The organism is uncultured Mucilaginibacter sp. (assembly GCF_903913935.1).
Taxonomy (GTDB): Bacteria; Bacteroidota; Bacteroidia; order Sphingobacteriales; family Sphingobacteriaceae; genus Mucilaginibacter.
In genome coordinates this window covers 1-14,627 of sequence record NZ_CAIWNH010000589.1, presented here as the reverse complement: position 1 = coordinate 14,627, position 14,627 = coordinate 1, and the positions used below count along the sequence as shown (strand labels likewise).

The 14,627-nt window shown below is 43.4% G+C and carries 11 protein-coding genes and 1 pseudogene; 6 read left to right on the top strand and 6 right to left on the bottom strand.

What is annotated here, in order from left to right:
- Nucleotides 1–1,532, bottom strand: a 1,532-nt coding sequence (locus QZY09_RS24070) for a class II glutamine amidotransferase (protein ID WP_295677091.1), incomplete at its 3' end; no start/stop codon positions are given.
- 276 nt (nt 1,533–1,808) lie between these two features.
- On the opposite strand from QZY09_RS24070, the gene QZY09_RS24065 reads away from it, so the two are divergent.
- A complete protein-coding gene (locus QZY09_RS24065; protein WP_295677089.1) occupies nt 1,809–2,657 on the top strand; it encodes a sugar phosphate isomerase/epimerase in 849 nt (282 codons plus the stop codon).
- Nucleotides 2,658–3,027: 370 nt separating this feature from the next.
- Here QZY09_RS24065 and QZY09_RS24060 read toward each other — a convergent pair whose 3' ends face one another.
- Complete coding sequence (locus tag QZY09_RS24060) at nt 3,028–4,650, bottom strand: hypothetical protein (RefSeq protein ID WP_295677087.1); 1,623 nt, start codon at nt 4,648–4,650, stop codon at nt 3,028–3,030.
- Nucleotides 4,651–4,827: 177 nt separating this feature from the next.
- On the opposite strand from QZY09_RS24060, the gene QZY09_RS24055 reads away from it, so the two are divergent.
- Nucleotides 4,828–6,132, top strand: a complete 1,305-nt coding sequence (locus tag QZY09_RS24055) for a Gfo/Idh/MocA family oxidoreductase (protein ID WP_295677085.1) — start codon at nt 4,828–4,830, stop codon at nt 6,130–6,132.
- A gap of 66 nt (nt 6,133–6,198) precedes the next feature.
- On the opposite strand, the gene QZY09_RS24050 is transcribed toward QZY09_RS24055, so the two are convergent.
- The 3 genes from QZY09_RS24050 to QZY09_RS24040 all read right to left on the bottom strand — a co-directional run bounded on the left by QZY09_RS24050 (nt 6,199) and on the right by QZY09_RS24040 (nt 10,468).
- The gene (locus QZY09_RS24050; protein WP_295677084.1) at nt 6,199–8,175 is read right to left on the bottom strand and encodes an amidohydrolase family protein; all 1,977 of its coding nucleotides are present in this window, start codon (nt 8,173–8,175) and stop codon (nt 6,199–6,201) included.
- Between the two features lie 316 nt (nt 8,176–8,491).
- A complete protein-coding gene (locus QZY09_RS24045) occupies nt 8,492–9,391 on the bottom strand; it encodes a 1-aminocyclopropane-1-carboxylate deaminase/D-cysteine desulfhydrase (RefSeq protein ID WP_295677082.1) in 900 nt (299 codons plus the stop codon).
- Between the two features lie 9 nt (nt 9,392–9,400).
- A complete protein-coding gene (locus tag QZY09_RS24040; protein ID WP_295677080.1) occupies nt 9,401–10,468 on the bottom strand; it encodes a DUF6588 family protein in 1,068 nt (355 codons plus the stop codon).
- 82 nt (nt 10,469–10,550) lie between these two features.
- On the opposite strand from QZY09_RS24040, the gene QZY09_RS24035 reads away from it, so the two are divergent.
- Both QZY09_RS24035 and QZY09_RS24030 read left to right on the top strand, forming a co-directional pair.
- Nucleotides 10,551–11,591, top strand: a complete 1,041-nt coding sequence (locus tag QZY09_RS24035; protein WP_295677093.1) for an RluA family pseudouridine synthase — start codon at nt 10,551–10,553, stop codon at nt 11,589–11,591.
- 115 nt (nt 11,592–11,706) lie between these two features.
- Entirely contained in the window at nt 11,707–12,537 is an 831-nt protein-coding gene (locus QZY09_RS24030; protein WP_295677077.1) for an aminotransferase class IV, read from the top strand.
- A 9-nt stretch (nt 12,538–12,546) separates the two neighbouring features.
- Here QZY09_RS24030 and QZY09_RS24025 read toward each other — a convergent pair whose 3' ends face one another.
- Nucleotides 12,547–12,816, bottom strand: coding sequence for a helix-turn-helix transcriptional regulator (locus QZY09_RS24025; protein WP_295677075.1), 270 nt, complete (start codon nt 12,814–12,816; stop codon nt 12,547–12,549).
- Nucleotides 12,817–13,050: 234 nt separating this feature from the next.
- On the opposite strand from QZY09_RS24025, the gene QZY09_RS24020 reads away from it, so the two are divergent.
- Nucleotides 13,051–14,208, top strand: coding sequence for an NHL repeat-containing protein (locus QZY09_RS24020; RefSeq protein ID WP_295677072.1), 1,158 nt, complete (start codon nt 13,051–13,053; stop codon nt 14,206–14,208).
- A 161-nt stretch (nt 14,209–14,369) separates the two neighbouring features.
- A pseudogene (locus QZY09_RS24015) lies at nt 14,370–14,627 on the top strand (mechanosensitive ion channel family protein); the annotation flags it as partial.

Here is a 14,627-nt window from a genome sequence, read left to right as displayed (position 1 = left end):
TCGCCCATGCGCGACATATCGATCCCGTAACAATCAGGGTAACGGATCTGTGGAGCAGACGAAACCACCACTATTTTTTTCGGGCCAAGCCTGTCTAATATTTTAAGAATACTTTGTTTTAATGTAGTACCACGTACAATGGAGTCATCCAAAACCACTAGCGTATCAGCATCTTTTTTAATCAATCCGTAGGTGGTGTCGTAAACGTGTGCCACCATTTCGCTGCGATCGGCATCCTGCGTAATAAATGTACGCAGTTTTACATCCTTAATAGCTATCTTCTCGACGCGCGGCGCCATGCAAAGCACTTCGGTCAGTTCTTCTTCACTTATCTTGTCGTCGCGGTTCAGCAACCGGTCACGCTGGTATTTTTTGATATATTTATGTACACCTTCAACCATGCCGTAAAAAGCCACTTCGGCGGTGTTGGGGATATAGCTGAAAACAGTATTTTTTACATCATGCTCAACAGTATTCAATATCTGTTCGCAAAGTAACCGGCCCAGCTGTTTACGCTCACGGTAGATGGAGGCATCGCTTCCCCGCGAAAAATAAATGCGTTCGAACGAACACGCTTTTTTCTCCATCGGTTCGCTAAACATATCCTCAGTTACCTTTCCGTTCCTTTTTACGATGAGGGCGTGGCCTGGCCTGATTTCCTTAATATCTTCTATTGGTATATTAAAAGCTGTTTGAATGGCAGGGCGCTCTGAAGCGGCAACCACAATTTCATCGTTATAATAATAATAGGCTGGCCTTATGCCTACCGGGTCGCGCATTACAAATGCATCACCGTGGCCCAATATACCTGCAATGGTATAACCACCATCCCAGTTTTTTGCTGATTTACGCAGGATCTTGGCAACATCCATATCATTGGCGATCAGTTTGCTGATCTCGATATTGTCGTCCAGGCCTTCGCGTTTGTATTGATCAAAAAGGCCCTGGTTTTCGGTGTCAATAAAGTGGCCTATTTTTTCAAGTACGGTAACGGTATCGGCTTTTTCTTTAGGATGCTGGCCCAGTTCGTACAACTGCTGTAACAGTTCATCCACATTGGTCATGTTAAAGTTACCTGCTATCACCAGGTTACGTGTCATCCAGTTGTTTTGGCGTAAAAATGGGTGGCAGTTTTCGATGCTGTTTTTACCGTGGGTACCATAACGCAGGTGACCCAGTAAAACCTCGCCCATAAAACTTACGTTTTCTTTCAGCCACTCGGCGTCCTGCATTTTTTCGGGGGTTTCCTTTTGGATATCCGCGAATTTTTTCTGGATATACTCAAAAATGTCCGCCACTGCATTGGATGCCATTGACCGGTGCCGGCTTATATAGCGTTTACCGGGCTCAATATCCAGTTTAATGGTTGCAACGCCTGCGCCATCCTGGCCGCGGTTATGCTGTTTTTCCATTAAAAGGTAAAGTTTATTAAGACCGTACAGTGCAGTGCCGTACTTTTGCTGGTAATAAGAAAGTGGCTTTAAAAGGCGGATAAATGCCACACCGCATTCATGTTTAATCTGATCACTCATGATTGATAATGAGCTCGCAAAGGTATAATAATATTGCGAAAAGTTTGAATTAACAATGTCATAAAATTGCATTAATGTTTAAACATGGGTTGACTTAGTTGACCATGTTGTATTTAGTTGATTATGTGGGATTAAATAAATATTGTAAGTGATCAATTACCTACATCAATAATACATCGGTGTGCTTTAAAGATTCATAAAGGCTAACTTTTAGCGCGGCGGCCATTGGTTTAATTGCTAAATTTACGCCATCATCGAGAATCTCAATTAACGATCATGAAAAAATTATCGATTTTCTTTACCCTTTTGTTTGCTTTTGGCATTTGCCAAAGTTTTGCGCAGAGCCAGTTTTTTACCAATAAAATAGGTGTGCAGGCATACACCTACCGCAACAGTTGGGCAAATGGGATCATCAGGGTGCTTGACAGCGTTAAAGCACTTGGCATAACCGAAATGGAAGGACCCAACCCAAAGGGCATAAGCCCTGAAGAATTTAAAAAGCTATTGAACGAACGCGGTATCCTGATGCCGTCAATTGGGGTTGATTACGGACTGATCTCGAAAGATCCTTACCAGGTAGTTAGTTTGGCAAAAACCTTTGGTGCCACTTTCGTTATGGTGGCCTGGATACCCCATGGCAATACTTTTACTATTGACGACGCCAAAAAAGCAGTTGACGAATTTAATCGCGAAGGGAAAATACTAAAGGATAACGGTATTACATTGTGCTATCACGATCACGGTTATGAGTTTGGCCCTTACGGGGATGGTACTTTGCTGGATTACATTATCCAAAATACCAATCCGGATTATGTTTCTTTTGAAATGGATATTATGTGGACTTTCCACGGCGGCGGAGATCCGGCAAAACTGCTTTATAAATACCCCACCCGTTGGAAAATGCTGCATCTGAAAGACATTCGAAAAGGTGTAGCGAATGACCTTACCGGAGGCACCAGCACCAACAACGACGTGGCCCTGGGTACAGGCCAATTGGATATCCCCGGAATATTAAAAGTTGCCAAATCCGTGGGTATTCAACATTATTTTATTGAGGACGAAAGCCCTAATCATGCCAGCCAGATCCCGGTAACGATAGGGTATATTAAAGGTTTGACAGAATAGATTGCCAGGGAGGTATGTGCCTACACATTGACCTGTGCAGGCACGATTAACTTTGTTCAGGAATTTTTAATTTCCATCTTTTATAAAGTACCACCATAAGTACGATAAAACTATTTAAATAACAGAATAACATTACCATGATCAGCAGCAGGTCTGCATGGCCGAATTCTATATAAAATTGATGATCCCTCAAATAATGATGCAACTGACCTAAAAGGTCGAAATAAAAATAGATGCCGAAGAAATAAATTAGCCCAACTACAAAAAATATGGGCGTTTTTAATTTAATCGAACCTATATAAAAGCCATAAGAAAATAAAAGGAACACAATATAGATTATCGCAGACGCCAAATATTCGTTCATCGCATTTTATTCTATAATAACCCTATTCCCATTCTTCCTTCTTACCCATAAAACACCACCCCCTTTTTCGAGGGCGGTCCAGGTGTAGCCTTCGTCGTTAACAGTTTCTTTTAGGGGTTTATCGTTCACCAGCACTGCTGTAGGCTTGCTTTTTAGCCTGATCTCTTCGTTGCCGGTAGTGTCAAATGTCCGGTAATACAGGCGCACCTTATTTGAATCTGCTTCGGTAAAATCAACACTATAATATTTATGAAAATGCCCTTTATAGTCAGCCTGCTGGATGGCAGAAGTGCTTGAAAGAATATGGTCTTCCGCCGGCGCCAGGTAAGGATAGGTGGCCATGGCACGCAGATAGTGCCTTACATAATCGCCATACCCGTCTGTTAGCCAGGGTTCATCAAACGGAAAACAGTTTTTTCCATCAAAATCAACCGCATAGGTGGCCCAGTTCAGTTGGCGTAAAGCGTTGTTGTAATAAGAAGTATCGCCGGTTAACGACCCGTATAACAACTCATCCGCGCCCTGTCTTGAAGTATGGCTTTCGCCCGGAACCGGGTAGATGGATTGTTCGTTAGTGACGATAACGCCATATTTCTTCCATTTATCATTATTAAAGCTGGTATGTGCCCAGTTGATGATACTTTTTACCTGTGTTTTCCACTCAGGGAAATATTGCGGATGTTCCATCATATAGCGTGCGCAGGTCATGCCGTTGATCTGGGTTTGGCTCCAGGCGCCTACGTCTTCAAAAAATGGCCCCCAGCGGTTATTTTGGATCGGGTATTTTTTGAGCCAGGTCAAGATTTTGCTCGCACCAGTTTTATATGCGGTCAAATTGCCCTTTTTGAGTTGGATCAGGTCGAAAAATAATTGCAGGGTTGGCGTAAGGTTGCTGGTATAGCAGGCGGTATCTTTTGATTTGATGATCTCGTCATCCTGCAGCAGTGCCGTTTTACCGGTAAAAACATTTACCTTAAAAGGCAAAGGCGAGTGTGTAGCTGTACCCGTTTTTACATTTGCCGCCAGTGTATTGGCAATCTTTATAGCAGCGTCCAGGAAAAGCGGTTCATTTTTTATTTTGTAGGCATGTACCAACTCCAGGCCGAACGATCCCGCTTTATCAGGCTGCGCCACTCCTTTGCCGCTGCGCATATCCCCATCGTAAATCCCTGAATAAATGAGGGTATTATAGGGAAAAGGAATATCCGGCCATTTGCAATTGGCAGGTGATAACCCGTGGGTTAAATAGTATTCAGCAAGGAAATAAAGGTTGTTTTTTACGTTTTCATCCCCGGTATAGGCATAATATAATTGCCATGATGACATAGCCATCATAAACTGGTCGCCGCCGATGCCGCGCGGATCGTCCATATTGGGATTAAAAACCTGGTGGTTCATATAATAAGGCAGCCCGTTAGGGTCCCGCCGCATATTAAACCAAAAATTCCAGATAATATGCAGGTCGTGGTCATAAGCGATGGCCGGGTCGGGGTTAAACCAGGGAACAATATTGCCGCTGTTGTCGGTTTGGATAGGGTGGTAGATCAATACCTCTTTTTGCTGGGCAAAAATATTACCTAATGAAAAAACAAAAAATAAGGATAAAAGGCAAATTAGTTTCCTGATCATAGGGGTTTTATTTAAAGGTGTATTTTTAATAATTGGTTGCTAACGCGAATGATAAAGATAGTTCTTTCATCAGATTGATTAAAGCTTTAAAAATGTTACGTCCAATCATTTCATTTTATCCCCTATATTCCTTTATATTTATCCATCCCATCTCGTTAATTATTTATTAAACCAATTATGGACACTGAAAACAAACCTGCTAACGCCATCAACCGGCGTAAATTTCTTGAGAAAGCCTCGGTAATGTCTGCTTTTATGATCGTTCCGCGCTTTGTACTGGGCGGTAAAGGTTATACAGCGCCTAGTGACCTTATCAATTTAGGCTTTATCGGCACGGGCAAACAAGCCGGGGGGCTACAGGGTTCGTTTTTTGACACGAATGAAGTGAAAATTATTGCAGCGGCTGATGTTTACGGAGCCAAACTGCAGCAATTTGCCGCACAGGTTAACCAGCGATATGCCGCTAAAGCTGCACAAAGTAAGTATGCCGGTTGCGCCACCTATGGTGATTTCCGCGATTTGCTGGCGCGAAAAGATATCGATGCAGTGGTGATCGCAGTTCCCGATCACTGGCACTCCGTTACTGCAATTTTGGCGGCCAGGGCCGGGAAAGATATTTATTGTGAAAAGCCTTTATCCTTAACCATTAATGAGGGACGTGCAATGGTGACAGAAACCCGGAAAAATAACCGTGTTTTTCAAACCGGCAGTATGCAACGTTCGTGGCCCGAGTTCAGGCAGGCAGCAGAACTCGTGCGCAATGGGTATATCGGCGATATACAAACAGTAAAAGTAAATGTGGGACCGCCACCGGTGCCTTATAACCTTCCTGCTGAACCAATGCCCCCTAGCTTAAACTGGGACTTTTGGCTTGGGCCGAATACTACTCAAAATTACAACCATTTTTTGGCTCCTGGCCTTACAGACGATTTTTGGGCCAAATGGCGCGACTATAAAGAATTTGGCGGCGGCGGCATGACCGACTGGGGCGCCCACATGTTTGATATCGCTCAATGGGCTTTGGATATGGATGCAACCGGCCCTGTTTTAGTTACTCCGCCGGATAGCGACCACCAATACTTAACCTACCAATATGCTAACGGAATTACCATGACGCACGAGCCGGTCAGCGGTGATAATGGTGTTACTTTTATCGGTTCAAAAGGCAATATCAATGTAGTGAGGGGGAAAATCGAAACGACACCAGAAACTCTGGCAACCAGAGCGATCAGTCCTCTTGAAAAACATGTGTATTTAAGCCTCGATCATTATAAGGATTTCCTGCAGGCCATGCGGAACCGTACCAAACCTGTAGCGGATGTGGAAATTGGCCACCGCACGGCCACGGTTTGCAATATAGGTAACCTGGCTTATGAACTTAAACGCCCACTGCACTGGAACCCCGACAAAGAGGAATTTATAAATGATGATGAAGCCAATTTACGGCGGGCTAGAGAAATGCGTAAGGAATGGGTGGTATAAGCTGAAAGCTTAAGGCAGAAAGCAAAAAGCTTTTAGCTTTAGTCTTTTCGCTTTCTGCCTTTTACCTTATTTGCTAAACCCAACCAATTGGTGCAATTGCCCCGGATCATAGATTTTACCTGCTTTAATTACGAGGGTAACCTTGCGGATGTCACGGATGTTGTTTAACGGATTGCCGTCAATAATAGCCAAATCGGCGTGTTTGCCAGCTTCCAGAGAGCCTGATATTTTATCCATTTTCATTACCCGTGCCGGGGTGATGGTTGCGGTTTGCAGAGCCTGCATAGGTGTAAGGCCGGCCTGAACATATAGCTCCAGTTCGAGGTCAACGCTATAGCCCGGGAACCCCTGGTCGGTTCCGGCCACGATGGTTACACCTGCGTCATACAGAAGCTTTGTGATTTTTACCATACTATCATATAATGGTTTAAACTTCGCGGCTCCTGTCGGATCCTGGCCGGTGTCTTTAAATAAAGCCTGCAGCGGTAGGGGCAAGGTGTAAAATCCAGGCTCCATTATGGTAATATCGTCCTTCACATTGCGGAAGCTCATTTCAAAAACTCCAATTGTTGGGTCTATTACTACATGGTGGTCTTTGATGAACTGAATGGCTGCTTTACTGGTAGAATCATCAAAATTGATGCTCCTGTCTTTATTCCTTTTCATAATGGAATACACAGACTGCACGTGATTGACCATATCCATGCCTGAATCAACGCCCTGCTGCAGCGTCATTCCTATTGGGATATGCCCGGTAACTGTTAAACCCAGCCGATGCGCTTCATTGCAAATAGCCTTAACGATAGCCGGTTTTACTGAGCTGTAAATTTTTATCTGTACAAATCCGTTATCATAATAACGATCTACCTCTTTAATGGCTTCTTCTTTGGTATCTGCCTGGATAATGCCCAACGCATACTGCCCTTTGCCATCAATTATCCCCGCCTTTAAAATTTCAGGCCCGATACCTTTACCGCCATCTATGGCATTTTTAATGGAATTGATATAATCAAATTCGTTGCCACAGTCGCGTACGGTAGTAGCGCCAACCGCCAGGTAAGCCGGTCCCCATTCGGCCTGTTCAAAATGGGCGTGCATATCCCACAGCCCCGGTATAACTGTTTTGCCCTTTGCATCAATTATTTTCGCGTTCGATGGGATTTTTACCGAGCCAACTTTTCCAACGTTTTTAATGATGCCATTTTCTATCAGCACAACTGAATTTGGCATAATGCTTGAATTCACCACATCAACCAGGGTTCCGCCAACAACGGCAATTACTTTACTGTCCGTTTTGGCTTTCGGCATGGCTTTTTCAAACAGCGCCATGCTATAGGTTGCAGCTTTACTGATAAATGTGGCCAATAAATCCTCATAAGGTGCGCGCATCATTTCCAATTTGTCAGCTTCGGCATCGTTAGTGATAAGGCATATCAGCTGCCCGTTTTTATCGGCCCATAACAACTCGTTGCCCCATATCAAACCGGCAATACTAAATCTATCCAGTACAAGCTTTTTGTTGTTAAAGGTGATAGTGTCTTCCCCTTCTTTTTTTATTTTGACTGATCCGTTCGGTAGCGTATTTATAGTTGCAGGTTCGTGGTGGATTTTCCAGTATTGCAGCAATACCTGTTGAACAGTGCCTGGGGCATATCCAGCAACAGGGAATGTTAAAGGAGCCAGTTTGTGTTTGTGTACTGAATCATCAACCTTTACAATCGCTTCACCGTTTGCAATGCTGATGCTGTCATTTATGGTGGCGCTTCTGGCCACCCTCCCCTTAATCCATAACCTTACCGGCTCAAGTTTAGGCGTAACGGCAAGTTCGGCCTTTAAGGGCACCGGTGAACCTCGGTCGACAAACTTAAAGTCGATATTATAGCTGAGCACATTGGCCGACCGTGTGATGCGGTAAGTTTCCTGGCCTATATGCTGTTGAAATTTGTGCAGAAAAAATGTCCCGGTATCTGGAGTTGCGTTTTCCTGGGCTTTAACTGATAGAATGGTTATTGCAAGGTATACTAAAAGTAATATCTTTTTCATGATGATGAGCTGCAGCTATAAGAAGCTAAGATATTGTTTTTTTTGATGCGTTCGATGTGCGAAACGTAGGGACTTCAGGGAAATCGTGTTAAAAATTACATATTTTTTTGGGTGATGTATTCAAAACACCAGGCCAAAGTCATCAGGTTATCAGCACACCTGAACCACCCGGCACGGATGAATACACCCGGGACACCTGGCACAGTAATAAATTCTGTAATTTGCTTGGATTTGTAAAGAATTTTACCTATTATTTTGTTGGTCGGGACGAAAAATTGCATGCCGGTATTTTAAACGCGATTTTACCGGTGGCGACTTATAAAATTTTACCAAACTTCTCTTTCATCCCCAATAAACCCCAAATTCCGCCGCTATGTATCGCCAGTATGTTTTCTCCCGGGTTAAAATAGCCCTTTGCTGCAAGGTCATAAATGGCATAAAGCATTTTGCCGGTATAAACAGGCTCAATCAATATCCCGGTTTCGGCCACAAATTGTTTGATAAAATCGATGAGCTCGTTATTGGTTTTGCCGTAGCCTCCGAAATGATACTCGGTATGTAATTCAAAATTTACTTGTTGCGCCAATAGTTTGTTGATCTCCTCCCTCATAAAACCACCATTTTTTAATACCGGTACCGCATGAAATTGTGTAGGTGATTTATGCTGACAGATGCCATTGATAATGCCTGCGGCAGAGGTCCCTGTTCCGCAGGCGCAAAAAATATGGTTGTAAGTTTGCAGCAGTTCATCAATCAGTTCGCTGCAGCCCCTGGCGCCTTCGGGCGATGCTCCGCCTTCGTCAATGAATATAGCTTTGGGGTCGCCCGCAAAATATTTGTCAAAAAGCCCGGGTTTATCGCGATAGCTTTCCCTGTCGGTAAACAGCAGTTGCATGCCATGAAGGCGGCAAAGAAAAAGGGTATCATTGTTAACCTGCTCACCACGAACTATCCCGGTTGATTTGAAACCGAATTTTGCTGCTGCCGCTGCAGTAGCCAGCAAGTGGTTTGAATAAGCACCCCCGAAAGTTACCAGGTGGCTTTTATTTTCGGCCTGTGCTTTTTTTAAAAGGTATTTGAGTTTGCGCCACTTATTGCCTGAGATGATGGGGTGGATGAGGTCGTCGCGTTTGATGAAAACATTGATGCCCTGTTCATCAAACAATACATTTTTTATTTGATGAACAGGGCTATAAATTTCAAGATCAATTTCCATTAAGCAAAGTTAAAAGCCGAAGCCTATACCTGCGTTAACAGATTTATATTGTGCCAGGCTGCCGGATACATAAATACGGAAAAAGCCAGGCGTTAACTGGAAACCAAGATCAGCGCGGAAGCCATCGATACTTGTTTCATTAATACTAATTGGGTTATTGTATGTAGTGTAAGTTGATGTGCCTGCGAGCGTTTGCCCGGTAGTTACCGGAAAGTTTCCAATAGTGCCAAATTGGGTATGGGTATTGTTGTAACCCACCGCCAAAAAGGGGGTAAAAAACAATAATTTTTTAGAGATAATGGCCTGGATCATAAAGTTGTTAAAGGTTGCGCCCACATGCTGGTTGTTGAAATCTGTGCTTTGCTGGCCATCTTTTGGTATTGCACCTGCATCCGGGTTTACAGTTAAGGGGATATTCATGCTTAAATGGCTGTAGCCTAAAGCAATGGCAAGGTCAAAAGGGATCAGTTTATCTACAGTTTTACCAACAAAATCCTGCATAATATCATGCCTGATGCCGAATCCAATGGACGATATGTTGCCGCTGCTGCCAAAATTAATAGTTGGTATGGCGCGTATCGTCAGGTCGGTGTTGCCTATGAGACCTACTGTCAATTGGATCTGCGGGGCCGGGATGACAGATGACTTTCCGGAGGGCATCGTGTACGAACCGACTTTCTGGCCGTTATCATCATAAATATCCAGCAGCGGGCCGTTAGCGCTTTTACTGCCGCCAAAGGTTGGCGCCATGGTTTGGCTTGCATTATCAGGCCTTACATTATTTGACAAACCAATTTTTGTAACGTCAAACGTTTGATCGCTGGTAGGAACAAATGATGCTGAAGCGGTAATGCGAAGATCAAAATGAAGTAGTTTTTTCGCCTTGGCCGAACTATACCAACCACTGTTTAAGCCTAATCCGATTCCCTTAAATAAGGGTTCGCCATACGCATTTACCAGTTTGGTGGCATCCGCCGGTCCTGATTTTATCAGTGCAGAAAAGCCGTCCTGCGCTTTTGCTGCCGATGTAATAAAAATAAGTATTACAGTTGTTAATATGGGGTAAAGCTTTTTCATATGAGTAATATATTTTAATACTTAAAGGTAGAGATATTTTAAAAGTATCCAAATCTATAAAAACCATTACTTTTGCCCGATGATGGAAGACTTAGCCAATATTGACCAGGATGAACAGGACCTTTTTGAGCACCTGCGCATAGTAGTTGATAAGGGCCAGTCACTGTTGCGGGTTGATAAATTTTTGATGCACCGCATTGAAAACGCCTCGCGCAGCCGCATCCAGAATGCCATTGAGCTTGGTAACGTACTGGTTAATGATAAGCCCTGCAAGCCAAGTTATAAAGTGAAACCCCAGGATGTGATTTCGGTGGTATTGCCGCATCCGCCGCGTGATACCGAAGTTTACCCGGAGAATATCGCTTTGGATATAGTTTACGAAGATGATGATGTACTGGTGGTAAATAAACCCGCAGGGTTGGTGGTGCATCCCGGTTATAATAATTATACAGGCACGCTGGTGAACGGCCTGGTTTATCACTTTCAGCAACTACCAACCTTGCCAGGCAACGATGGCCGGCCAGGCCTCGTACACCGCATTGATAAAGACACCTCAGGCTTGTTGTTGATCAGTAAAAACGAGCGGTCCATGACCTGGCTCGCCAAACAGTTTTTCGATCATACCATCGCCCGTAAATATATCGCCCTGGTTTGGGGCGACCTGGAAACCGATGGCACGGTTACCGGCTATATTGGCCGTAGCATTGGCGACAGGCGGGTGATGTCAATTTACGATGACCCGGAAAAAGGGAAATGGTCGGTAACGCATTACCGGGTTTTGGAGCGGATGAATTATGTTACGTTGATTGAATGCCAGCTGGAAACCGGCCGTACGCACCAGATCAGGGCGCATTTGAAACATATCGGACATCCGTTGTTTAGTGATATGATGTATGGCGGCGACAAAATTTTAAAAGGAACAGTTTTTAGCAAATACAAGCAATTTGTGGAGAATTGTTTTGAAATAATGCCCCGGCAGGCCCTCCATGCAAAATCACTCGGGTTTTTGCACCCGACATTAAAAAAGCAATTGTATTTTGAAGCGCCCTTGCCGCCGGATTTTAAAATGGCTTTGGACAAGTGGCGGGGTTATAGTGATCAGAGATTAGAAATTAGAGATTAGTTTTTGGAATGTTGTAAGGTTGGAAAGTTGACATCTACTAAGCTGCTTTTTCTTTCGGACCCCGCCTGCCGGCCGGCAGGTTTACTGACTTTTCCGACTTTTGATATAAAAAAACATGGTATTCATAAACTTCAACGGCGAAATTCTTCCATCAGATACCAAACTGCTTTCGGTGCATAACCGTGGCTTCAGGTATGGGGATGGCTTATTTGAAAGTATGCGCCTGATGAAAGGTCAGCTTAAATTTGCCGATCTGCATGCCGATAGGTTGCAAAGGGGAATGAAAGCGCTTAAAATTGACGGCTATTCGCAAATGGATCCCTGGTTTTTGAAGGAAAAATGTGAAGATATTGCGCGGCGCAACAGGGCCAAACATGGTCGTTTGCGTTTAACCGTTTATCGTGATGCGGAAGGATTATACTTGCCGACGCAAAATAAGATGGGCTGGTGCCTGGAGGTTACGCCAACAGAAGAACCACGGTATTTTTTAAATACTAAAGGATTAATCATGGATATGTTTACCGAGTTGCAAAAGCCAACCAATTACCTGTCTAATATTAAAACCTGCAATTCTCTTGTTTATGTAATGGCCGGTATTTACAAAAGTCAAAATAAGCTGGATGATGTTTTTTTGCTGAACCAGAATGGTTTTTTGTGTGAAGCAGGAAGTTCCAACGTATTTGTTTGGTATCAAAACCATTTATATACGCCTGCATTAAGCGAGGGCTGTGTTGAAGGGGTAATGCGGCAGGTTATTATTAAACTTGCCAAACAACTAAATATACCAATAACAGAAGCTCAAATAAACCCCGAGATTTTATACGAGGCCGATGAGGTGTTTTTAACTAACGCCGCCCGCGGTATCCAAAGCGTAATGGGATTTGGTGTAAGGCGTTATTTTAATGAAGTGAGCAAGGTATTGATAGAAGAATTGAATAAACTTTAATATAAAATATTATTCAGCCTGCTTCAACAGCAGTTTAAACCGGATGATTTCTTCGATGTCGGTACTTATAATGTCCGCAAGTTCAATTTCCAATATTTCGGTTATTTTCACCAAACGGCTTAAGGTAATGCTGCTGTATCCGAGTTCGATTTTACTGTATGCATTTTGTGATATCTGCAATTTGGCCGCAAGGTAATCCTGAGTATAATTCCTGAATTCCCTGATCTTACGGATGTTTGACACTATTGCTTTGGTTTTTAAATCGCCTATTGTCCCCATATCAATTGTTTAAATTAAACAAACGGGAAAACTCCCTTACTGGTTTTTGGCTTTCTTTGATTTATTGGTTTTTTATAGTGTTGAATTACTCGTAGATGGCAAAATGAGCCTGAGTGGAAGAAATAGTTAAACAGATTATTTTATGATGATTAAATTTGATACTATTGTGTTAGATTATTTTATATACCCCCATTGAAGCCGGAAACCATAAAATTATTACTGTACCCAGCCTTCTTGCTGCTCCTGATAGCCTGCTTCACAACAGCATGTAAAAAAGATATTTTGCGGCAAAATCACTTCAATACAAACCCTGACACGACGAAAACGGATAGCATAGCAGCCTTAGATTCATTGCCATCTTTTAATAACCCTTCAGGAGTGGCCATAGATGCTTCCGGAAATATTTATGTGGCCGATTATGGCAATAACCTCATCCGTAAAATAGCGCCGGGAGGTATAGTTACTACCCTTGCCGGCAGTGGGAATGCCGGTTATATTGACGGAGCAGGTACCCTTGCTTCCTTTACACAGCCGACCGGTTTAGCTGTTGATGCATCAGGGAATTTATTTGTGGCTGATGCAGGTGATAATCTTATCCGCGAAATAAGCCCGGCCGGAGTTGTTACTACCATTGCCGGCAGTGATACAACAGGTTCGGTTAACGGGATTGGTACCGCTTCCTCATTTTTTGATCCGCTTGGTGTATCGGTTGATGTTCATGGCAATATTTATATCGCTGATGCCGGCAATAATTTAATCCGTTTGATAGGGCAGGGCGGGCAGGTAAGTACCTTTGCCGGAACGTTGAATACGGGAATTTCAACCAACTTATCTCCTTTTAATAACCCTTCAGGTGTTGCGGTAGACGGTAATGGAAATGTTTTTGTAGCCAATTATCTGAATAGTACTATTATGAAAATAACCCCATCGGGGGTAGTAAGTACCTACGCTGGCGTTGATACTGTTAAAGGGTCAAATAACGGGCCCGCACCTTCAGCTACCTTTTATTACCCTAATAGTGTGGCTGTTGATGCAGCTGGTAATGTTTATGTTTCCGATGGCGTAAATAACCTCATCCGCAAAATTACCCCTGATGGAACAGTAAGTACATTGGCCGGAAGCGGTCTTGCAGGTTCGGCCGATAGTACAGGGACCAAAGCGTCCTTTAATTACCCGGCCGGCCTTGCAGTTGATGCAGCTGGCAATGTATATGTAGCTGATTCAAATAATAACCTCATCCGGAAAATTACGCCGGCAGGTGTAGTAAGTACAGTTGCAGGCAGTGGTTTACAAGGCGCCACCAATGGAACGGCGGTTGCAAACAAGCGACGAAGAATGCTGCTTAAAAATGGGGTGAAAATAAACAGCAATATTTTTTACAAACACCGTTAATTGCAGGCTCAGGATTATATTTTTAGTGCCAATGTCCTGCCATTAATCACCAGTATAGCCGCAGAATATGACATCGTCCGGCGTGGTGCACTTCCCATAAATCGTATTTAAAATAAACAAAAATTAAACAGGGCAGTTTATCAGGTATAATATTTTGATAGATGAACATCGATAAATTATATGCCCATGCTTACGACTGGCTGATTAAATACGGCCCGCGTTTCTTGATAGGGATCCTGGTTTTAATAATAGGCTTATGGCTTATCCGTTTGCTGATACGTGTAATAAAGGGCCACATGCACAAAAAAGATGTGGAACCAACAGTGCGGCCGTTTTTAATGAGTTTGCTCTCCGTTGCATTGAGTGTGTTGCTGATGATTGTTGTGTTGAAGATGATGGGCATGCAGTTAACCTTTTTT

What these genes read in the sequence shown, in the direction of transcription:
- QZY09_RS24065 (WP_295677089.1), top strand. Translation starts at nt 1,809, where the DNA reads ATGAAAAAATTATCGATTTTCTTTACCCTTTTGTTTGCTTTTGGCATT.
- QZY09_RS24060 (WP_295677087.1), bottom strand. Translation starts at nt 4,650, where the DNA reads ATGATCAGGAAACTAATTTGCCTTTTATCCTTATTTTTTGTTTTTTCA.
- QZY09_RS24055 (WP_295677085.1), top strand. Translation starts at nt 4,828, where the DNA reads ATGGACACTGAAAACAAACCTGCTAACGCCATCAACCGGCGTAAATTT.
- QZY09_RS24050 (WP_295677084.1), bottom strand. Translation starts at nt 8,175, where the DNA reads ATGAAAAAGATATTACTTTTAGTATACCTTGCAATAACCATTCTATCA.
- QZY09_RS24045 (WP_295677082.1), bottom strand. Translation starts at nt 9,391, where the DNA reads ATGGAAATTGATCTTGAAATTTATAGCCCTGTTCATCAAATAAAAAAT.
- QZY09_RS24040 (WP_295677080.1), bottom strand. Translation starts at nt 10,468, where the DNA reads ATGAAAAAGCTTTACCCCATATTAACAACTGTAATACTTATTTTTATT.
- QZY09_RS24035 (WP_295677093.1), top strand. Translation starts at nt 10,551, where the DNA reads ATGGAAGACTTAGCCAATATTGACCAGGATGAACAGGACCTTTTTGAG.
- QZY09_RS24030 (WP_295677077.1), top strand. Translation starts at nt 11,707, where the DNA reads ATGGTATTCATAAACTTCAACGGCGAAATTCTTCCATCAGATACCAAA.
- QZY09_RS24025 (WP_295677075.1), bottom strand. Translation starts at nt 12,816, where the DNA reads ATGGGGACAATAGGCGATTTAAAAACCAAAGCAATAGTGTCAAACATC.